Source organism: Clostridium pascui (assembly GCF_016908015.1).
GTDB classification, from domain to species: Bacteria; Bacillota; Clostridia; order Clostridiales; family Clostridiaceae; genus Clostridium_AK; species Clostridium_AK pascui.
Genome location: NZ_JAFBDB010000010.1, coordinates 25,765 through 43,862, shown reverse-complemented (window position 1 = coordinate 43,862; position 18,098 = coordinate 25,765). Strand labels below are relative to the sequence as shown.

30 protein-coding genes and 1 pseudogene are annotated in these 18,098 nt (G+C 27.8%); all 31 read left to right on the top strand.

Features of this window, described 5'->3' with window-relative positions; translation table 11 throughout:
• Window positions 1-44 precede the first annotated feature (44 nt).
• The gene (locus tag JOC70_RS17855) at window positions 45-524 is read left to right on the top strand and encodes a hypothetical protein (RefSeq protein ID WP_204600225.1); all 480 of its coding nucleotides are present in this window, start codon (window positions 45-47) and stop codon (window positions 522-524) included.
• Complete coding sequence (locus JOC70_RS17850) at window positions 524-796, top strand: hypothetical protein (protein WP_204600224.1); 273 nt, start codon at window positions 524-526, stop codon at window positions 794-796. The genes JOC70_RS17855 and JOC70_RS17850 overlap by 1 nt, the downstream gene beginning before the upstream one ends.
• A gap of 159 nt (window positions 797-955) precedes the next feature.
• Window positions 956-1,627: a hypothetical protein gene (locus JOC70_RS17845; protein ID WP_204600223.1), complete on the top strand. Its 672-nt coding sequence runs from the start codon at window positions 956-958 to the stop codon at window positions 1,625-1,627.
• Between the two features lie 845 nt (window positions 1,628-2,472).
• Window positions 2,473-2,847 (top strand): nuclear transport factor 2 family protein, encoded by a 375-nt coding sequence (locus JOC70_RS17840; RefSeq protein WP_204600222.1) that lies wholly within the window; start codon window positions 2,473-2,475, stop codon window positions 2,845-2,847.
• A 25-nt stretch (window positions 2,848-2,872) separates the two neighbouring features.
• Window positions 2,873-3,343 carry a hypothetical protein gene (locus JOC70_RS17835; protein ID WP_204600221.1) on the top strand — a complete coding sequence of 157 codons (471 nt, stop codon included), beginning with the start codon at window positions 2,873-2,875 and terminating at the stop codon, window positions 3,341-3,343.
• Between the two features lie 79 nt (window positions 3,344-3,422).
• A complete protein-coding gene (locus JOC70_RS17830; protein ID WP_204600220.1) occupies window positions 3,423-3,665 on the top strand; it encodes a hypothetical protein in 243 nt (80 codons plus the stop codon).
• A gap of 245 nt (window positions 3,666-3,910) precedes the next feature.
• Window positions 3,911-4,822, top strand: coding sequence for a CPBP family intramembrane glutamic endopeptidase (locus JOC70_RS17825; RefSeq protein ID WP_204600219.1), 912 nt, complete (start codon window positions 3,911-3,913; stop codon window positions 4,820-4,822).
• Window positions 4,823-4,909: 87 nt separating this feature from the next.
• A complete protein-coding gene (locus JOC70_RS17820) occupies window positions 4,910-5,110 on the top strand; it encodes a hypothetical protein (RefSeq protein WP_204600218.1) in 201 nt (66 codons plus the stop codon).
• Window positions 5,111-5,290: 180 nt separating this feature from the next.
• Window positions 5,291-5,494 carry a hypothetical protein gene (locus tag JOC70_RS17815; protein WP_204600217.1) on the top strand — a complete coding sequence of 68 codons (204 nt, stop codon included), beginning with the start codon at window positions 5,291-5,293 and terminating at the stop codon, window positions 5,492-5,494.
• A 12-nt stretch (window positions 5,495-5,506) separates the two neighbouring features.
• Window positions 5,507-5,737: a PF20097 family protein gene (locus tag JOC70_RS17810; protein ID WP_204600216.1), complete on the top strand. Its 231-nt coding sequence runs from the start codon at window positions 5,507-5,509 to the stop codon at window positions 5,735-5,737.
• A 119-nt stretch (window positions 5,738-5,856) separates the two neighbouring features.
• Window positions 5,857-6,198 carry a hypothetical protein gene (locus tag JOC70_RS17805; protein ID WP_204600215.1) on the top strand — a complete coding sequence of 114 codons (342 nt, stop codon included), beginning with the start codon at window positions 5,857-5,859 and terminating at the stop codon, window positions 6,196-6,198.
• Between the two features lie 135 nt (window positions 6,199-6,333).
• A complete protein-coding gene (locus tag JOC70_RS17800; RefSeq protein ID WP_204600214.1) occupies window positions 6,334-6,687 on the top strand; it encodes a DUF2785 domain-containing protein in 354 nt (117 codons plus the stop codon).
• A 49-nt stretch (window positions 6,688-6,736) separates the two neighbouring features.
• Entirely contained in the window at window positions 6,737-7,171 is a 435-nt protein-coding gene (locus JOC70_RS17795) for a DUF2785 domain-containing protein (RefSeq protein ID WP_423880688.1), read from the top strand.
• A 43-nt stretch (window positions 7,172-7,214) separates the two neighbouring features.
• Entirely contained in the window at window positions 7,215-8,150 is a 936-nt protein-coding gene (locus JOC70_RS19575) for a CPBP family glutamic-type intramembrane protease (RefSeq protein WP_204600213.1), read from the top strand.
• 59 nt (window positions 8,151-8,209) lie between these two features.
• A pseudogene (locus JOC70_RS19300) lies at window positions 8,210-8,356 on the top strand (CPBP family glutamic-type intramembrane protease); the annotation flags it as partial.
• Between the two features lie 165 nt (window positions 8,357-8,521).
• The gene (locus tag JOC70_RS17785) at window positions 8,522-8,764 is read left to right on the top strand and encodes a hypothetical protein (protein ID WP_204600212.1); all 243 of its coding nucleotides are present in this window, start codon (window positions 8,522-8,524) and stop codon (window positions 8,762-8,764) included.
• A 94-nt stretch (window positions 8,765-8,858) separates the two neighbouring features.
• Window positions 8,859-9,170: a hypothetical protein gene (locus JOC70_RS17780; protein ID WP_204600211.1), complete on the top strand. Its 312-nt coding sequence runs from the start codon at window positions 8,859-8,861 to the stop codon at window positions 9,168-9,170.
• A 33-nt stretch (window positions 9,171-9,203) separates the two neighbouring features.
• Complete coding sequence (locus JOC70_RS17775) at window positions 9,204-9,500, top strand: hypothetical protein (protein ID WP_204600210.1); 297 nt, start codon at window positions 9,204-9,206, stop codon at window positions 9,498-9,500.
• An 84-nt stretch (window positions 9,501-9,584) separates the two neighbouring features.
• Window positions 9,585-10,040: an NUDIX hydrolase gene (locus JOC70_RS17770; RefSeq protein WP_204600209.1), complete on the top strand. Its 456-nt coding sequence runs from the start codon at window positions 9,585-9,587 to the stop codon at window positions 10,038-10,040.
• Window positions 10,041-10,136: 96 nt separating this feature from the next.
• Window positions 10,137-10,757: an HD domain-containing protein gene (locus JOC70_RS17765; RefSeq protein WP_204600208.1), complete on the top strand. Its 621-nt coding sequence runs from the start codon at window positions 10,137-10,139 to the stop codon at window positions 10,755-10,757.
• 101 nt (window positions 10,758-10,858) lie between these two features.
• Window positions 10,859-11,110, top strand: a complete 252-nt coding sequence (locus JOC70_RS19650) for a nucleotidyltransferase domain-containing protein (RefSeq protein ID WP_423880689.1) — start codon at window positions 10,859-10,861, stop codon at window positions 11,108-11,110.
• 61 nt (window positions 11,111-11,171) lie between these two features.
• A complete protein-coding gene (locus JOC70_RS17755; protein ID WP_204600207.1) occupies window positions 11,172-11,573 on the top strand; it encodes a polyketide cyclase in 402 nt (133 codons plus the stop codon).
• A gap of 27 nt (window positions 11,574-11,600) precedes the next feature.
• Window positions 11,601-11,921, top strand: coding sequence for a TfoX/Sxy family protein (locus JOC70_RS17750; protein WP_204600206.1), 321 nt, complete (start codon window positions 11,601-11,603; stop codon window positions 11,919-11,921).
• 191 nt (window positions 11,922-12,112) lie between these two features.
• Complete coding sequence (locus JOC70_RS17745) at window positions 12,113-12,352, top strand: hypothetical protein (RefSeq protein ID WP_204600205.1); 240 nt, start codon at window positions 12,113-12,115, stop codon at window positions 12,350-12,352.
• Between the two features lie 689 nt (window positions 12,353-13,041).
• On the top strand, window positions 13,042-13,341 hold the full coding sequence (locus JOC70_RS17740; RefSeq protein ID WP_204600204.1) for a TIGR04104 family putative zinc finger protein: 300 nt from the start codon (window positions 13,042-13,044) through the stop codon (window positions 13,339-13,341).
• A gap of 164 nt (window positions 13,342-13,505) precedes the next feature.
• Window positions 13,506-14,030 (top strand): hypothetical protein, encoded by a 525-nt coding sequence (locus JOC70_RS17735; protein ID WP_204600203.1) that lies wholly within the window; start codon window positions 13,506-13,508, stop codon window positions 14,028-14,030.
• A 164-nt stretch (window positions 14,031-14,194) separates the two neighbouring features.
• On the top strand, window positions 14,195-14,455 hold the full coding sequence (locus JOC70_RS19295; RefSeq protein WP_341534921.1) for a class I SAM-dependent methyltransferase: 261 nt from the start codon (window positions 14,195-14,197) through the stop codon (window positions 14,453-14,455).
• A gap of 233 nt (window positions 14,456-14,688) precedes the next feature.
• A complete protein-coding gene (locus tag JOC70_RS17725; protein ID WP_204600202.1) occupies window positions 14,689-15,327 on the top strand; it encodes a hypothetical protein in 639 nt (212 codons plus the stop codon).
• 260 nt (window positions 15,328-15,587) lie between these two features.
• The gene (locus JOC70_RS17720; protein WP_204600201.1) at window positions 15,588-16,478 is read left to right on the top strand and encodes a serine aminopeptidase domain-containing protein; all 891 of its coding nucleotides are present in this window, start codon (window positions 15,588-15,590) and stop codon (window positions 16,476-16,478) included.
• Window positions 16,465-17,043, top strand: coding sequence for a TetR/AcrR family transcriptional regulator (locus tag JOC70_RS17715; protein ID WP_204600200.1), 579 nt, complete (start codon window positions 16,465-16,467; stop codon window positions 17,041-17,043). The genes JOC70_RS17720 and JOC70_RS17715 overlap by 14 nt, the downstream gene beginning before the upstream one ends.
• A 181-nt stretch (window positions 17,044-17,224) precedes the next feature.
• The gene (gene lepB / locus JOC70_RS17710) at window positions 17,225-17,836 is read left to right on the top strand and encodes a signal peptidase I (protein ID WP_204600199.1); all 612 of its coding nucleotides are present in this window, start codon (window positions 17,225-17,227) and stop codon (window positions 17,834-17,836) included.
• The last annotated feature ends 262 nt before the right edge of the window (window positions 17,837-18,098 follow it).

The window sequence follows — 18,098 nt, the reverse complement described above, 5'->3', positions numbered from 1 at the left end:
TGAGTAGTTGTTGTGAGAAAATATTTTATTTGAGGGGAATCAATATGTCAAAGAAATTAATAATGATTATTTTTAGCTTGTTTATTCTTGTATTTTTTTCAGGATGTAATAACACAAAGATTGAAGTCCAGTCAAAAAGTGGATTGAAAATTTATAACTGGAGTTCAGCATTAGGTGGTGTTAATGAAAATGATTTGGATAAGATAAAATATTCTTATTCTCTTAATTTAACTAATGAAGAGGAAAAAAATATTTTTATAAAATCTGTACAACCATTAGTTAATGAGGAAATAAAAAATAAGGTATTGAGTAAAGAAATAGTTGTTGATGTAAATCAAAATTTAAGGCCTAATGAATCAATAAAAATTAATGGAGAAATAATTATTGATACAAAAGGGTTAGGAAAATCAGATATACTAACACTCAAACCATTTATTACAGACATAAAAGTTTTAACAGAGGAAACTGTAAGTCTAAAAAGCCAAATTGTAAAAAAAATACTCTATATTGGAGAAATTGATTAATGAATAATAAAAAATTCATTCGTAAGTGGGAGAAAACTAAACAAAAGGGTGATGGCAGATATGTATTAACTAATGGAATAGCCATGGGTATAGGTATGTGTATAGGTGCTATAATTAACAAATTAATAATCCATAAAAATTCATTTGATTTCTATATGTATTTTGAATATTTTGTAGCAGGTTTTATAGGTGGAATAATTACAGCAATTATAAGCTGGTCCAAAAATGAAAAAAGATATAATGAGTTAGTGAATAGTAATTTAGACAAGTAGTAATTCTATTAAAAATAGACTGAGGACTATTGTGCAAAATATAGGTATTATAGTTGAAAAGATCAAATTAGTTTGTAATATATTTAGGTTTACTCCAATTAAAGTCATAATAGTATTAAATTATGAATTAGTTTATATTTAATAAAAGGGTGTAAGTAAATGAAGATAAAAAAAAGAGTGCATGTAGCTAAATTATGTATAGCAGTAATAATTATTGTATTTGTAATATGTTTATTCAATAGAATTGGATATGTACCTATTATAGGAAATATGATTGCCGAAAAAAAGTTAAGTGAATACTCCAGTGTAGTAAAGGAAAGTGATCAGAAGGTTGAAACGGAGTATGATTGGTATAATAATAAATATCAGTCCATTAGCGGAAACCTTAGCTATAGACTACAAGATGATACAATTTATGATGAAGAAGCTGCTAAACAGGTGAATTCAGCAGCAAAAGAACAATATACCAGAATAAAGGAAGAGTTTTCAGAAAATCTGAAATTTCCTTCTGGAATTAGTGTTTGGACAGAACTCAATGCAGACGATTATTCAATAAAATCTCAAAGACTTTATCTTTTGGGTATTTATAATGTGGAAAGTATATCAGAGGAAGAGAGTCAAAAGATGCCTGCAACTATTGCACAGGAGTTCATAAATCTTATGGGTAAAAATTATAATTTTACAGGAATACAACTCATTTACTTCGATAAAAATGGTGGCTATACAATTGAAATTTCTGCTGATACTTTTAAGAAGTTAGAATATCAGAATATGATAAAAGAAACAAGAAAGATGCAAGAAAAAGAACTTTCAGAAGATTATTTTGAGTGATTAGCAAAACAATAACTATATACACTATATTTACAATTTTTTTAATAGAGCTAAGTAAATTAACACCTATGCACATTATTCTAACAAAGCGTCTTAGCAGTATATTAATGTGGAATAAGCTCTTTGAAATAAAAGAATATTTTGAAAGAAAAATGAATTGTTCAATTTACAAAGTTTTACCCAATGTAATTGAGAATACTTTTTCTCAAGATAAGAGACAAGATATGTTTAATTGCACAATATTCATGTAATATGTAGGCATTACAGGAGCCTTTAGTTCTTTAGGTATTGCTATAATGCTTTATATGTCAGGTATTATTGTGTTATTTAAAGTAATACAAGCGTTAAATATTTATATTGATTAAAATTCAAGATGACATGACATATTGTATAGTTTTTTTATTTGTATTATAACAGTGAATTATTATGAAATGAAGGTGGAAGTTATTAGAGAAAACTCTTTTTTTAAAGTACATATTAAAAAAATTTACTTTATCATCATAACATTACTTGCTTTAGCATTGTGCCTAATATCTAAAAGTGCTTGTGCAATACTTTTTATCGTGTCGTTTACAGATGATGCTATATATATCATAAGTCCCGATTATACTAAAAAAATATACGAAAAAGATTTGTATATAAAAGCAGCTTTACTAGGGACATTGTTGGGATTTATAGTAGAAAATAAGGAGGCTTTTTTTAGTTATTTTATTTCGTAAGATTTTTTAAGGATGCAATAATAGTAAATTGCTATAAAGAGGAAAGTGCAGATATTATGATTTATCAAATTAGATACAAAATGTTTTCAAAATATGTTGGAAGAGCAAGAAGTTGGAGGTACAAAGATGAAATCAATTGAAAAACTTATATTACAACTTGAAAGTGATTTGTTGAAGTCAGAAACAAGAAAATCCCCACAAAAAATAAGTGAAATATTAGCAGATGATTTTATTGAGTTTAGAAGTTCAGGAAGTGAATATCATTACAAAAGTGGTGATGTATTTCAAGAAGAAAATGATAATAATGAATTAATTTGGGAAGTTGTGGATTTTAAAATAAAACGATTATCATATGATTGTATATTAGCAACGTACAAAATAATAAAGCATAATGAATCAAATGAAAATAAAAAATATTCACTTCGTAGTTCTATATGGAAATATTGTGATGGAAAATGGAAGATGCTTTTCCATCAAGGAACTCTAACATCTAAAATTTAGCCGGAAAACAAAAAAGGAGATTTTTATGGGACTTGAGCATGAATTTTTTTTAGTAACATACGATGAGTATGAAGAAATGGGGTATGACGGATATCATTTTTTAAATAGAGGTTTAAATAATGTTGTATTAATTCATGATGATATAATTGAATATATACAGGATACTTTAAATTGGATACCATCAATTAATCCAGCAATGAATTACCAAAAGGGATTTGGATTAAATAATTATGGAATTACATTGTTTGATAAAGAAGGAGCGGAAGTTATTGTAAGTTTAGCAAAGTCATGGGCTGACATATTTTCAATTGGGCCATCTACTCTAAAACTTACTGGAAATTACTGTTTTACAGGAAATGATACGTATATGCCAGAAGGAAGCTATGAAATAATTGAAATATCTAGAGATAAGCTTGTTGAGAGTTTCAGAAAATTGCAATTGTTTTCAGAGAAGGTTATATCTAATAAATACCTTATACTTCATTATGGTATATAGCAGTTATAAGATTAGTGAATAACTTTTACATTTTGTAGATTAAAATTAGGATATTGCAAAATAGTGGGGGGAAATTTAAATGAATAACACAAAAAACGTAAAATTATTATACTGTATTTTAGGAAGTTTTATGCTTACATTACTACAGAGTCCATATTTTTTTAGTGCAACATATACAATGTTTGGAGGCGCTTCAGGTGCAAATGCATTTACACATATGATTTATAGATTATTTGGAGTTATTTCTTTCGGTGGAGTTATATTGGTAATAATATTTTCATGTATTCTAATTATAAGTAATATAAATTTGAGAAACAAATAATCTAATAGTAGACTTTTACTAAGTGGGTACAGTAATATTTCCTATCATTAATATCTTCAGTGTTAATTATTAATGGATATAACAAGGCTAAAAAAGAAGGCAAGCAGTAGAAAAATTATATTTATTGGCAAAGGTTTGGGAACTATCATTTAAAATATTGATAGGTCACCATCAAATATATATTTTATTAGATTTATTAACTATTTTTAGTTGATGATGTTACTATACAAAGAAAGGTAGAAGCTATGGAAATATTAACTCAGCAAGAAGGAATATCTATAAAAGAAAGTATAAAATTATTTTTTAAAATCAATATATTACTAGTACTATTTGAAATTGCTTTTAATATAGTACTAATATTTTTTTCGGGTGTATTATCTATATATTCTGAAGATAAAAATGTTAATGTCATTATTTTATATATCAGAGGATTAGTTAGCATACTATCATATATTTGGGTTATTAGAAAAATAATTAAGGAAATTAATTTGAAAGAAAACTTTAAATTGAAAATTCAATACAAGCCTAAATTAAAGGAATGTATATATATAATTTTAGCAGCAATAGGGTATAGGGCATTTTATGAAAATAGCTTAGGATTATTAATGTCAAACATTCCAATGAGTCCATGGCTGGAAGGTGCTTTAGAAAATGCTGTTAATGAAAATATTAGCTATGCTATCCCATTATTTATTATTTCAGTTATTGTGGCTGCCCCAGTTTTTGAGGAAATAATTTATAGAGGAATAATATTAGAACAACTATATAAGAGGTATGGAAGTTTAAAGGCCATAGGTATTTCCGCACTGTTATTTGCAATAGTGCATTTAAATATTCATCAAGGAGTAAATGGATTTTTCTTAGGAATAATATTGGGATTTATATATATCAAAACCAATTCATTATTACTTAGCATGTTTTTACATTTTGCAAATAACTTCCTGGTGATAATATCAATATATCTTCCGTTTTTAGATGTTGGCAGCCTTAAATTTAACATAGTTGAGCTAGTATGCGGAGTATTATTGCTATTAATTGCATATAAATTTTTTAATAATATAAAAATGGACGAAGGTAGAAAATTCAATTTCAATATTAATTCTAAAATTAAGAGTGATAAAGTTTTAGATATGAATTATAATTCGGAATCTAAATAGTACCATGGGATTTATGATAGTACTCAAATTTCTTATCTTGCGGCACAAGGATAGAATAAGCCTAATATTAATATAGGAGGGATGGGAATGAAAAAATTATTACCTAGTATTTTATTAAGTTTTTTCGCATTTCCTTTAGGTTGTCTCTTACGTTATATATACTTTAATATATTGCCTTCTTATGGAAGTGCAGAAGTGGCACTATTGTCCATAGTTATCTCGTTAAATATTATTTCTCTTATTATGGCATTGAATGCCATAAATAAAAGAGAGGAGCGTAAATTATGAGTTTTATCCCTTGGATTTTTACGATTGTACCATTTATTCTATGGATAGTGTTTGCAGGGGCTGGTCTATATACTCTATATTTAGCTATTAAAGCCTTGAAAATTTATATTAAAAACAATTCTTAATACACGATAGTTAATATATGGTAAACTAAATAAAAAGAAGTAGGGGGAATATAAAATGTTTAAATTGGGAAGTTATTTACTATTTATAACGTTTACTCAATTGATAGTTGCAATATCATTTGCTCAATCATTGCCAGGTGTTGGCTCAACTTATGCATTTGAGCACGTTCATCCCCTGGTAAAGATTATAATACTAATTGAGTTGATTTTTTCAGGATTTCTTATATATGAAGGTTATTCTAAAATTGATAAAATGTGAGGATGTGATATAATGCGTTGCCCTTATTGTAATGAAGAAATGGATAACGGAGTTATTCATAGAGATAGATACGCAATTAAATGGGTGCCAAAGGACAAAGACAGAGGATCGTTATTACAATGGTTTTCAAGGGGTATAATTCTTGCAGGCATGGGTGAAAGTGTTGAAGATGTATTTTATTGCGAAAAATGCGAGAAGATTATAATCGATACAAAAGGAAAAAGGGATACAAGAAAAAAATAATATTTATTTATATTGATAAAAATTCAAGATGACATATTGTATAGTTTTTTTATTTGTATCATAACAGTAAAACATTGCCGATATGATTAAGCATTTATAATCTCATAGGGGGATAAAAAATGGATATAAGTGTAATTTTACTTTGCTCTATTATGCTTTTGGTTATAATATTCATAGCTGTTAGGTTAGCAATTAATCCATTGTTAAATAAACAAGATAAAATCATTCCAGAAAGCAAGGATTTTGGATTAGTTAAATTACGGGATATAGAGGTACTAAGCAATTCTGAACTCCAAGAAGTAATAGAACTTTATCAAAATAAGGGCGTTAAAAAGAAGGATTATGAGCAGTATGAAAAATATGCAAGGGTACTAAGAGAAGTGAAAGAGATGGGTTATTTTTCTGATGAACAGTATTCCAGTAAAATGAACAGACTTAATAATTATTTTAATGTTGATTAGTGTTTATAGGCATTTTTATTATAAAAAGAACATTATTTAATTCAGAAGTTGTAGTGGAGATTATTTATATAACTTTATGAATCTATATCTTTAGAATAGAAACAGAGTTATCTAACCACAAATAGGGTGGAAAGAATGACAGCGGAGACATTAAAACTTAAATTAACACAAATTAAAAGAGATAATTATGTGATTAACTGTGAGAATTTATATTATTCTTACGCATTGGATATGCTTAAACACATTGGAACAACGGATGCAACCCTGCGTGATGATTTAATTTATGATGTTTTTGCAAAATGGATTAATCAAAATCGGTTTACTACTCAACAGATTCAAACTTTTTTGGCAATTTGTATAGATAGCCAGCATTTGATGAAGTGTGTTGGTGCTGAAAATGATGATACAGTTTTCACTCGTACCTTTTCTGCACTTATTATAGCTTTGATATTATATTCCCACAATCAAAAAAAATTTTTTACCTCATAATGTAATTTTCGAAACGAAAAACCTCATAATCGAGTACTATACTAAAGAAATGGATTTAAGAGGGTACATAGACAATAAGGGGTGGGCTCATTCAGCAGCACATGGAGCTGACGTAATTGATGAATTGGCACAATGTACTGTTCTCTGTAAAGAAGATTTGCAAAAGCTACTTATGATATTGCAGTTAAAAATATGCCAGGGAAAGTACGTATACATTGATGGAGAACCTGACCGGATAAGCGTTGCCGTGAGAAGTATTTTCATGAGAAACGAAATTGATGAATATGATATAGTGTTATGGTTGGAAAGTTTTAAAAAGTACAACTCTACGAGTAACTCGTCAATCGAATGGTATCATCAAAAAATTAATATTACAAATTTTTTAAAGAGTTTATATTTTACTTTGAAGGGTTGTATTCAAGATTTTATCATAGTTGATAAAATTCAGGATTTAATTACTACTCTATATGGAAGTATTTTATGAAGAGGAATTAATTAAAATCTTAAACTATTGGAGTGAAATTAAAGTGAAATTAGAAACAACCGTAAATTTAGAAAGGATATCAACCACAGTAGGTGGAATTATTTTATTAAAGTATGCAATTGAGATTTTAGTTTATAAAGCTAATATTGCGATTCATATAATTTCAAAATACTTATCTACAACTATAAGTTACTTAATAAGTTACAGTTTTCTTTTTATATTCATTTATTTCATATTTAAGATAAGAGCTAGAGAAGCGTTTTATCAACATGAAAAAAAATTAACAGGAATTAAGGCTAGTTTATCTCTATCTTTATTACTGATATCTATATCGACTTTTTTTAGTATTTCATTTAATTATTTTTCTGGCATTGGCAATATATTATCTACAGTATCAGCTAATCGTGTTGAAGAAATAAATTCCTTTAGAATGGATACCTTATTGGCTGGATGTATGGCAGCTATGTTTGAAGAAATGTTATATAGAGGAATTATTTTACAAAGACTAAAAAATCATGGTAATGTTTTTGCAATAATAGTATCAGCAGTTTTATTTGGATTTATGCATGGTATTCGCTTTATTGATACATTTGTAGTTGGAATAATGCTGGGATCTGTTTATGTTATAACAGGAAATTTAATATATCCTATTTTTATGCATTTTTATGTGAATGTGATACTTGCAATCATTGGTTATATAACACTATTCTTATTTCCAGCTATGAGTAACATTCAATTTATATTTATTCGTCTAGGGATTTTAATTATTATAATCCTTACAACTTATGTTATATGCAAATCTCTAAATGTGTTTGATAGATTGCATATTAGGAGTAAATTCATATATATAAAATTTTTAATAAAAAATGAAAAAAGTAAATATAAAACCTTTTTTTATTCGCCAACAATAGTAATATTAATTATTAGAGAGATTTGGATAATATTTAATGGTATAGGAGTGCTTTTGGTGAATATTTAAATTTTAATATATACAATTATATGCATGTTAATTAGGACATAAAAATATTTATGAAGATCCTATTTGTTTCACCCTTTTCGTTTCTATCCCAGTTTATTTTACTTTTAGGAGAGGAATATGGCTGCAGGTATTTCCTTCAAACTGCTCTTCAGCAGTGGCTGGGTAAACGAAAGAGCATAATTCTTTTGGGAGTTATATGGGGCATATAGCATTTGCCACTAAACCTGTTTATAGTCCAACGACGCCTTTTCTTATTTTGTGGCGCAAGAGTATTATAATCAGAGCTTATATATGATTAAAGTGAATAAAGACATAGGCAGACTTGTTTGTAGAGAAGTGTATATCTAATAAATATCATGGGGGAGTTGATCTTGAGAGAAAGTGATGATAGAAAAAATATAACGGATGGCATATCATTTTTTACTGAAAGTGATCTATTTAAGAAAAAAGAAAATAGATTTTTGTTACAGGTTTTTGGATTATCAATTCTATTGTTTGTTATTGTAAGTAGACTTTTACCAAGTGACAGCGATATTTCATATTTCCTATCAGTAATATCTTCAGTGTTAATTATTAATGGATATAACAAAGCTAAAAAGGAAGATAGGCAGTAGAAATATTATACAACAGTAGAATATGACGACTAAAGCCTAAATTATTAGTTAATAAAATTTATTAGTGCGATTAAAATAGAGGGGCGAAAGTTTTATGCTAAGAATTATAATTGGGGTAGTTTATATTATTGGTGCAATTTATGTAGGGATTTACACATTTAATAATAGATATAATATGCCTTCTTTAGTACGTGGATTAAATGAAGAAAACTACGAAGTTATTGATAAAACAACGTTTAATAAAATAATGATTATTAGAAATACATTGGAATGTATTTGGATTATGTTCTCAGGAGTTTTATGCATAATTTATAATAGTCCATCTGCTGTTGCTTTACCATCTCTCTATTTTCTTATAGATATTATTTTTTCTAAAATAGCAAAAAAGTACATTAATATTAAATAGAAGAGTGTATTGTTATAAATTAGGAGGTATATTATGAATTCTACATCTTTTGCATATGTTTATTTAGTATTAGGAGGTATAGCTATTATTTTAGAACTACTTCCAGAAAATATTTATAAAAAAATGACTATCCGTTCTCATAGAGCTAAAGATACAGAAGAATATATTAAAAGAAGTAAGATTACAGGTATATTAACAGGTGTATTAGCAATACTTACAGGAAGTGTAATATTAGTTAAAGGGTTTAAATACTCCCCGATATTTAATTCGATAATGTTATTAACCATTTCAATAGGTGGCTATTTTAGAAATAAACTATTGATAAGGTAAATCTGTTATATTCTTATAAAGTGTGGCAGCAGTATAATATGATGAACTAAATTATACATTAGAAATAAATAATGGGAGGAAACTATGAGTAATTATATACTTGAGTTGAGGAAATTTGTTGGTAAAAGACCACTAATTCAGTGTGGAACGTGTGTAATTATTAGTGATAAAAATAAAATCCTAATGCAGTTAAGAACTGATAATAAAAAATGGGGTTTACCTGGTGGCTCAATAGAAATAGGTGAGAAAGTTGAAGAAACTGCTATTAGGGAAGTGAAAGAAGAAACAGGTTTGTCAATAAGTTTAAAGGATTTAAAATTATTTGGCGTTTTTTCTGGTGAAAGACAACATTATATATACCCTCATGGTGATGAAGTATATAATGTTGTTACCACAAATGTATATAGTGGTGAATTACATATAGATAATGAAGAAAGCAGTTCTTTAAAATTCTTTGAAATTGATAACTTACCAATTGAGATTAGCCCTCCAGATATTGAAGTTATAGAAAAATATATCAAGAATAATAAGTGTGTTTAATTCGTAATCTTCTTTTAAAGTGTCGTAGCAGTAGAAATTATGCGTCACAACTGTAAAAAAGATTTATCAATTATAAAAAGTAAGAAGGTATTAGTTATGAATAAAAAGTATCCTAATAAAGATATTGCAATAAATGCTTTAAGAGAAGCAGAAAGACTAAATAAAGGAAAATGGGTAAAACATTCAGAGTATGTAGCTCTGGCTTGTAAAAATATTTCTGGATTTTGTGATGATATGGATAGTAATAAGGCTTATATTTTAGGATTGTTACATGATATAGGTCGAAGGGTTGGTGTAGTACAAGAAAGACATACAATTGAAGGATTTAAATATTGTAGTAATCAAGGTTGGGATGATGTAGCTAAAATATGTATTACCCATTCATATAGTATAAAAGATATAAGGTCTGTAATTGGTAAGTTAGATATAACTAAAGAGGACTATAATTTTATAAAAAAGTATATTGATTCGGTAATCTATGATGATTATGATTTATTGATTCAATTATGCGATGCTTTAGCGCTACCAACAGGATTTTGCTTGATTGAACAACGGTTAGTTGATGTAACACGTAGGTATAGTGCGAATGAATATACTGTTATGAGATGGAATAAGCTTTTTGAAATAAAAGAATATTTTGAAAGAAAAATGAATTGCTCAATTTACAAAGTTTTACCAAATATAATTGAGAATATTTTTTATTATGACAAAAGATAATACAGATTTAATTGTGAATATTATAATTAAGCCTTACAACAGTAATCTATAATACTTATATATTAGCATATACAACCATATCTCACACGGTTTGAAAAGATATTAAAGGTAGGATAATTGATCTTCATATATTTAAATTCAACGAACAAGAGTACATTGTTTTTGAGAGAGAAGCATATCCCCCAGATGTGTTTAGTGGGATTGGGAAAATAGGTGATAAAGTGGTAAGATGTATTAATGCTGAAAATCAAGTATTATTTCACTTGGGCTATGAGCATGATGAAAATGATGTGCATGATGTAAAACTATTGTGCGAGAAATTTGATATTCCTGTTCCGAATGAGTACAAGTAACTAAATAGTAATTTTAAGTTGATTATTATAAACAGTAAATTTATGAGGGAGAATGTATGCTATGAAGAAATCAACCATTACAGCGACATTTAAAACAGATATTAAAAAAGTATGGGAAATAGTTACAAATAACAATAAATATGAGTGGCGGAGCGATTTAAGTAAAATTGATGTTTCAATAGATGGAAACTCTTTTACAGAATATACAAAAGATAATTTCCCTACTAAATTTAATATTACTTTAAAAAAGCCTTATGAGCGATATGAATTCGATATGAGTAATAAAAACATGAATGGTCATTGGATTGGAGTTTTTAGTCCTATTACTAACAATAGTACGCAGATTGAATTTATAGAAGAAGTATCAGTAAATAATCCTATAATGAATTTATTTGTAGGTTTGTATCTAAAAAAACAGCAATCACTTTATATAGCAGATTTAAAAAAAGAACTGGGAGAATAAATTTTAAATTTGTGGAGGAGATAAGATATGGCATCTAGTCAAGAATATTTAGATTTTATTATTGGACAGTTAGATATACTGGACAATATTTCTTATAGAAAAATGATGGGAGAATATATTTTATATTTTCAAGGAAAGATTTTTGGAGGAATATATGATGACCGTTTTTTGGTTAAGATAACCAAAGCCAGCAGACAGTTGATGCTAGAGACAACCGAGGAATTGCCTTATGATGGTGCAAAACCAATGCTTTTAGTTGATGATGTTGATAACAAAGAGTTCTTATATCGACTAATTACAGAGATGTATGAAGAACTTCCTACTCCAAAAGTAAAAAAGAAAAAGTAATTTCTAAAGTCCAGATAAAAAACATTAAGGACTGATGAAATATTAAAGGGAAACTATGGCGCAATTATAGTATTTTGTGGCGCAAGAGTATTATAATCTAAGCTCATATATGATTAAAGTGAATAAAGACATAGGCAGACTTGTTCGTAGAGAAGTCTGTATCTAATAAATATCATGGGGGGAGCATGATCTTGAGAGAAAGTGATGATAGAAAAAATATAACGGATGGCATATCATTTTTTACTGAAAGTGATCTATTTAAGAAAAAAGAAAATAGATTTTTGTTACAGGTTTTTGGATTATCAATTCTATTGTTTGTTATTGTAAGTAGACTTTTACCAAGTGACAGTGATATTTCATATTTCCTATCATTAATATCTTCAGTGTTAATTATTAATGGATATAACAAAGCTAAAAAGGAAGATAGGTAGTAGAAATATTATAAAACAGTAGAATATGACGACTAAGGTTTAAATTATTAGTTAATAAAATTTATTAGTGATATTAAATTTTCTAAAATAGCCAAAAAGTACATTAATATAAAATGAGTTCACTTAATCACCACTATTCATTAGCAAAGTCTTAATTTTTAATTCAACTTTTTAATATTATATATACAAGCTAAAGTTAATACAATAAAGAAAAGAATATAGTGAAAAATGGACTTCCCTTGTTTCTCACTTCTAGAATCCTTACATCTAAGATAAATTAACGTTAAAAGCAGTAGAGCTGTTGCACTTAATATAAGCCTAATTACTTCGCATAATAATTTATATTGTTCAATAGTAATCACAAAGGATATGCAAGATACAATAATGTATAAAAAGTAGTATCCTTTTTCATCAAATATATCTTCCTGCAAGTTACGTAGAAACTTATCAATCATGATATTATGTTCCTTTCACATTTGAAATTGATTATGTGAATATTATAGCACATATGGAAAATAAATGGATTTATTGATAATAAAACGATAAAGTATAAGACAGATTCTTCTTATTTTACATACTAAGATTAATTTAAGAGGAAATAACATACATAAGACTTCATAAACTTTTAAATGAAGATTTAAGTAATATCGTGTTAATTCATGAAATAATTTAAGAGGAGGGTATTTAATTTGCCTATTCAGAGATGTAAGAATTGCTCTAATGAATTCAAATGGAAAACTATTATGAAATCAATTTCTGAAGGATATGGAACTATAGAATGTAATAATTGTAGAACTAAGCATCATATATATTTTATTTATCGTTTAATAAATTCTGCTTTAATTATACTTCCTTTAGTATTTAAAAAAACTCTTTTTGATTTATTCGACGTATTTTTTATTATTGCTTATTTTGCCTGGTTTTTTACAGTATTATGTATATCACCATTTTATGTAAGATACTATATAAAAAATAGATGGATTGATTAAGCGTTAGATTTTGTATCTGCATTATGACATAATGTTATAATTTCACATACCAAGATTAATCTAAGATGAAATAACATAAGACTTTATAAACTTAAGGTTGGTAAAGATATAGGCAGACTTGTTTTCAGAGAAGTCTATATCTAATAAATATCATGGGGGAGTATATGAAATTTAAAAAATATATTATTACGATATTAAGTATATTTTTTTTGGTGATTATAGTGCTAATAAGTCAAGGAAATATAGGAGTATCAAAAGATAATACAGAAGAGGATGCTCGTAAAGCACATAGGATTCCAGAAGAATGGATTACAGCGAAAGATATTAATGATGATTTTGGAGCTTTACTTTTTTATTCAGAGGATTTAAGTAAGTATACATTCTCTATATATCAAAATAGACCTGGATTATCATTAGGATATTTCTTTCGTTTAGGTGGAGGTTTGCCAGGAATTTCAGACGAAATTTTAAAAGTTACTAGTAATGGTCAAGGATATATATTTTTATCTTTAAACAAGATGCACGTATCAAGGATAGAAATAGATAATGGGATACATACAAAAGAAATACTAATTGAAAATACTAAACCTTTTACAGTAATAAGTTCAGAAAATAGTGATGAAATTAAATTTTATGATATTGATGAACACTTAATCCCTAATGAGTTTATTATAGAGTCTCCATTATAATAAATTTAGGAACAATTTTCTTATTTTGTAGCGCAAAAGTAAATAAAGATGAAGAAAAAATTATTTATATAGTTTAATAATAAGAGGTGTTAAAAATGATTGTTAAGGCTATTGTTCCTTGGGAATTATTACAAAAGAAAATGATATGAGACCAACTAAAATTTATACATAATAAAAGAGTCTTAGATTTTGGAAGTGGAAATGGTATAACAGCTGACCATTTTGCTATAGACAATGAGGTTATAGCAATTGAGCCAGATGAAAAGACGCTTCAGGATAGATTTACAGAAAATGAGTATACTCAAATAAAAGGAGATATAAATGCAGTTAAGAATTTTGAAGATGAATCATTTGATGTGATACTGTGCCACAATGTTTTTGAGTATGCAAGTGAAAGAGAAAAAATTATTAAATGTTATTCTTGATATATGTGATTAATAGTAGGCAAAAGCTAATCAAATTTAGGTTAGCTTTATTTATTTGCAAATTATGAATCGCACATACCACACCCAAAGTCACTAATTTTGTTCCGTTTATGTTCAGATTTGTACGTTTCGTGCCAAATGTATTAACATTTTTATTTATATATGTTAATTTAATTATGCTATTCATATTATTCAATAATTAAATTATGAGGTATTAAAAGGAGGAAAATTTAATGAAAAAAATCATGACTTTATACTTTGTCCTAATTATTATAGGTACTTCAATTCTATTTAATGGTTGTGGAAAAAGTATTAAAACAGACGCTACTAAAACAGAAAGTACTAAAACAGAAGCTGCTAAAACAGAAGGTCCTAAAACAGAATTTGAAGCAGGTAAGGAGAAAATAAAGCTAGAAAAGATGAGTGTTTTATCAAATAAAGCTGATATGCTAATTCCAAAGTCTTTCAGTATTATGTCAGAAGAAATGGCTAAGACGAAGTATCCTTCAGAAAGAAGACCAACAATAATTTATACTAATGAAAATGGATCGATTAATATTGCACTAAATCATACACAAAACCAAGCAAAAAACAGTGAAATCTCAGCATATATGAATACTTTGAAAAAAAGTTTTGAAAATATGTATCCATCTGCACAATGGTATAACTCAAGTGTAGAAAAGATTAATGGAAAAGATGTGGGCGTTCTAGAAGTACTAACCCCTGCAGTTGATACAGAGGTTTATAATTTAATATGGTTCACTGATTTGGATGGAAGATTATTACTTTCAACATTTAATTGTACAAAAGAACAAATGAATGATTGGAAACCAATAGCAAAAGTTATTATGAATTCTCAACAATTTAAATAATAAAAACTTCATAATTATTTATCGCTTTTTATTTTATTAGGATTTATTCTTTTTCATAACGCACCACTTAAAAATATTTATCAGAAATAAAAATGCTCTCTGTCTACTTGACAGGGAGTATTTTACTTCGCTAGATAGGTGCTTTATTTTTTACTATTAAGTTTCATGTGAATACCAAGAAATTCTTGACAGCTTAAAAATTTCAGCTTATTATATGACTATAAAATAAAATTAGTCATATAATTACAAGGGGGATTTTAATGAAAGGCAAACATATGTGGAATGAAATATCAATTCTTAATAAGAAAGGGCGGCAACTATTTTGTCGTCACTATTTCATATCAATTGATGCACCAAATATATTATATATTCAGACGCCAGTAGCCTCGGTGGCAGGATTGGCAAAAAAAGCATACGAGCCGCTGTCAAAGTATGGTTTCAATATCTTTGCGGTGGATTTATCCGGTATTGGTAACAGTGAGGGCAGTATTAATGAATTTACTGCCTTAGGGGTGATATCTGATTTGGATAGTTGTGTAGATTATATAAAAGAAAACTTCAATGGTAAGTTGTTCTTTTTTGGCGGTACAGGTATAGGTGGAATTATGGGACAATATTATGCATCATACAGCAATAGATTAGATGCTTTTGCTCAGTATGGTGTTGGCATATATGAGGATTTATCACCAATAGGCATTCCATTATGCCTTGGAAAAATGGGCTATATAATGCTGAAGTTTCTTAAGAAAATATCTCCTAGTCTTTATTTTAATATGACTCCGCCAAAGTATTATGGAAAAAACAAGGAACAGGACGATAGGCTTTATAAGATGGCACTTCTAGAGAATCCACAGATGTTTAAAGCAAATATTAATTGGTTAGCAGCATTTATGGAAATTTTAATAGGAAAGAATAGTTATATTAAAGGTGAGCCAAAATGCCCAGTGCTAGTATTTCAAACTTTATCAGACCGCTACTTTTCTCCTGATTATTTTAAACGTTATTATGATAAGCTAGCGTGTAGTAAAAGATTATACGTTATTGACGATATTCACAATAGCTACTATTTTCGTGCAGATGAAATATGTGAGCAGGTGGCAAAATGGTTTTTAGATAATACAAATGAGGTGATAGTGGATGCCAAAATTTAATGAACAGGAACGAGATATCATAAGAGAACGACTATTTAAAGAGGGACAAAGACTCTTTTCTGACCATGGTCTACGAAAAGTTACTATAAATGACCTTACTACAGCTGCCAGTATTTCTCATGGATCATTTTATAACTTCTTTGAAAGTAAGGAACATCTTTTTATGGAAATAAATCTAAAAAAGCAGCGAGAGATTTTCAAGCAACTTGATTCTTTTATATATGAAAACAAAGAATTAGAGCCAAGGAAACTTACAAAGCTTGTGATGTACTTTATTATGGATAAATTTTTTACTGACCCAATTATTTCATCTATTAACGGTGAGTTATGGGAGTATATATCACGTCGATTACCATCACAGACTATACAAAATAATAACTTAAACGATTCCTTAGTAGTTGAAAAGCTAACTGAGGCTGGGGTAAAATTCAATGTTCACACATCATTGGTAGTTAAAGTGTTTCAAGCTGTTTTTATAAGTGCGGCGTCCTTTATTTTAGATGAGGAAGGTGAGGCGGCTATAGACATTCTCATGGAGGGTGTAATTGAGAAAATAGTTGAGTAGTAAAACATTAATTAACTGTAAATATTACGCAAGATTAACTTTATATACAAATTGTGTGGTAAAATAATAAGTATAAAAGTGAAGAAGAATAGTCTTTTTCACAACTTACAAAGCTTTGATAAAAAAAGAAAGAGGCATATAAAGGATTTAGACTGTATTATAATTTAATGGAGGGATAAACATGAAGGATAAGAAAAAGGTTATAAAAGAAATTAGAAGCTGGACTTTTATAATTTTAGGAACATTTTTTATTTCAACTTTAATCAATAGTAAGGTTTTTGCTAGAGTTCACGTAGAACAAAGTTCTATGGAAAATACGCTGTTTACAAATCAACAATTAATAGTTGATAAATTAAGTTATAATTTTTCAGAACCTAAAAGAGGAGATATTATTATATTCCTTGAAGATGAAGAAAAAGGAACTGTAGTTGATGATGCTTTAAGAAATATAGATAATATTGCATCAATATTTGAAAATGATAAGGATGTCATCCAAGAACATAGTAGGCTAGTAAAAAGAGTAATTGGTGTTGAAGGTGATGAAATTGATATTAAAAATGGATATGTTTATTTAAATGGCAATAAACTTGAAGAAGCGTATATTAAAGGAGAAACTTTAAGTGGAGAGTTTAAGCTTCCTGTTAAAGTTGGACATAATAAACTATTTGTATTGGGTGATAACAGGCCTGTAAGTAAAGACAGCAGGAAGTTTGGGCTCATAGATTTTAAACAAGTTGAGGGAAAAGCAGTTTATAGAGTTTACCCATTCAATAAGTCTGGAAAGTTAAAGTAAAATATAAAGATAAATCCAGAATAGTATTCAAATCATAAGTCTCGATTATGCTAAAAAAATATACGAAAAGATTTGTATATAAAAGCAGCTTTACTAGGGATACTCTCGGGATTTATAGTACAAAATAAGGATGCTTTTTCAGTCGTTTTATTTCGTAAGATTTTTTTAGGCCCATCAAGGACTTACTTTTAATAGTAAGTCCTATTTATATAACAGTCTTTTACATTCAATCCTTAAATAAAAACCTATATATCGTACTTCC

Coding starts and splice junctions, on each gene's coding strand:
- JOC70_RS17720 (WP_204600201.1), top strand. CDS start 15,588: ATGAAAGGCAAACATATGTGGAATGAAATATCAATTCTTAATAAGAAA.
- JOC70_RS17750 (WP_204600206.1), top strand. CDS start 11,601: ATGGCATCTAGTCAAGAATATTTAGATTTTATTATTGGACAGTTAGAT.
- JOC70_RS17835 (WP_204600221.1), top strand. CDS start 2,873: ATGGGACTTGAGCATGAATTTTTTTTAGTAACATACGATGAGTATGAA.
- JOC70_RS17775 (WP_204600210.1), top strand. CDS start 9,204: ATGAATTCTACATCTTTTGCATATGTTTATTTAGTATTAGGAGGTATA.
- JOC70_RS17815 (WP_204600217.1), top strand. CDS start 5,291: ATGTTTAAATTGGGAAGTTATTTACTATTTATAACGTTTACTCAATTG.
- JOC70_RS17820 (WP_204600218.1), top strand. CDS start 4,910: ATGAAAAAATTATTACCTAGTATTTTATTAAGTTTTTTCGCATTTCCT.
- JOC70_RS17765 (WP_204600208.1), top strand. CDS start 10,137: ATGAATAAAAAGTATCCTAATAAAGATATTGCAATAAATGCTTTAAGA.
- JOC70_RS17795 (WP_423880688.1), top strand. CDS start 6,737: ATGGATTTAAGAGGGTACATAGACAATAAGGGGTGGGCTCATTCAGCA.
- JOC70_RS17735 (WP_204600203.1), top strand. CDS start 13,506: ATGAAATTTAAAAAATATATTATTACGATATTAAGTATATTTTTTTTG.
- JOC70_RS17850 (WP_204600224.1), top strand. CDS start 524: ATGAATAATAAAAAATTCATTCGTAAGTGGGAGAAAACTAAACAAAAG.
- JOC70_RS17805 (WP_204600215.1), top strand. CDS start 5,857: ATGGATATAAGTGTAATTTTACTTTGCTCTATTATGCTTTTGGTTATA.
- JOC70_RS17830 (WP_204600220.1), top strand. CDS start 3,423: ATGAATAACACAAAAAACGTAAAATTATTATACTGTATTTTAGGAAGT.
- JOC70_RS17725 (WP_204600202.1), top strand. CDS start 14,689: ATGAAAAAAATCATGACTTTATACTTTGTCCTAATTATTATAGGTACT.
- JOC70_RS17770 (WP_204600209.1), top strand. CDS start 9,585: ATGAGTAATTATATACTTGAGTTGAGGAAATTTGTTGGTAAAAGACCA.
- lepB (WP_204600199.1), top strand. CDS start 17,225: ATGAAGGATAAGAAAAAGGTTATAAAAGAAATTAGAAGCTGGACTTTT.
- JOC70_RS17715 (WP_204600200.1), top strand. CDS start 16,465: ATGCCAAAATTTAATGAACAGGAACGAGATATCATAAGAGAACGACTA.
- JOC70_RS17810 (WP_204600216.1), top strand. CDS start 5,507: ATGCGTTGCCCTTATTGTAATGAAGAAATGGATAACGGAGTTATTCAT.
- JOC70_RS17780 (WP_204600211.1), top strand. CDS start 8,859: ATGCTAAGAATTATAATTGGGGTAGTTTATATTATTGGTGCAATTTAT.
- JOC70_RS17825 (WP_204600219.1), top strand. CDS start 3,911: ATGGAAATATTAACTCAGCAAGAAGGAATATCTATAAAAGAAAGTATA.
- JOC70_RS17800 (WP_204600214.1), top strand. CDS start 6,334: ATGACAGCGGAGACATTAAAACTTAAATTAACACAAATTAAAAGAGAT.
- JOC70_RS17855 (WP_204600225.1), top strand. CDS start 45: ATGTCAAAGAAATTAATAATGATTATTTTTAGCTTGTTTATTCTTGTA.
- JOC70_RS17755 (WP_204600207.1), top strand. CDS start 11,172: ATGAAGAAATCAACCATTACAGCGACATTTAAAACAGATATTAAAAAA.
- JOC70_RS17840 (WP_204600222.1), top strand. CDS start 2,473: ATGAAATCAATTGAAAAACTTATATTACAACTTGAAAGTGATTTGTTG.
- JOC70_RS17845 (WP_204600223.1), top strand. CDS start 956: ATGAAGATAAAAAAAAGAGTGCATGTAGCTAAATTATGTATAGCAGTA.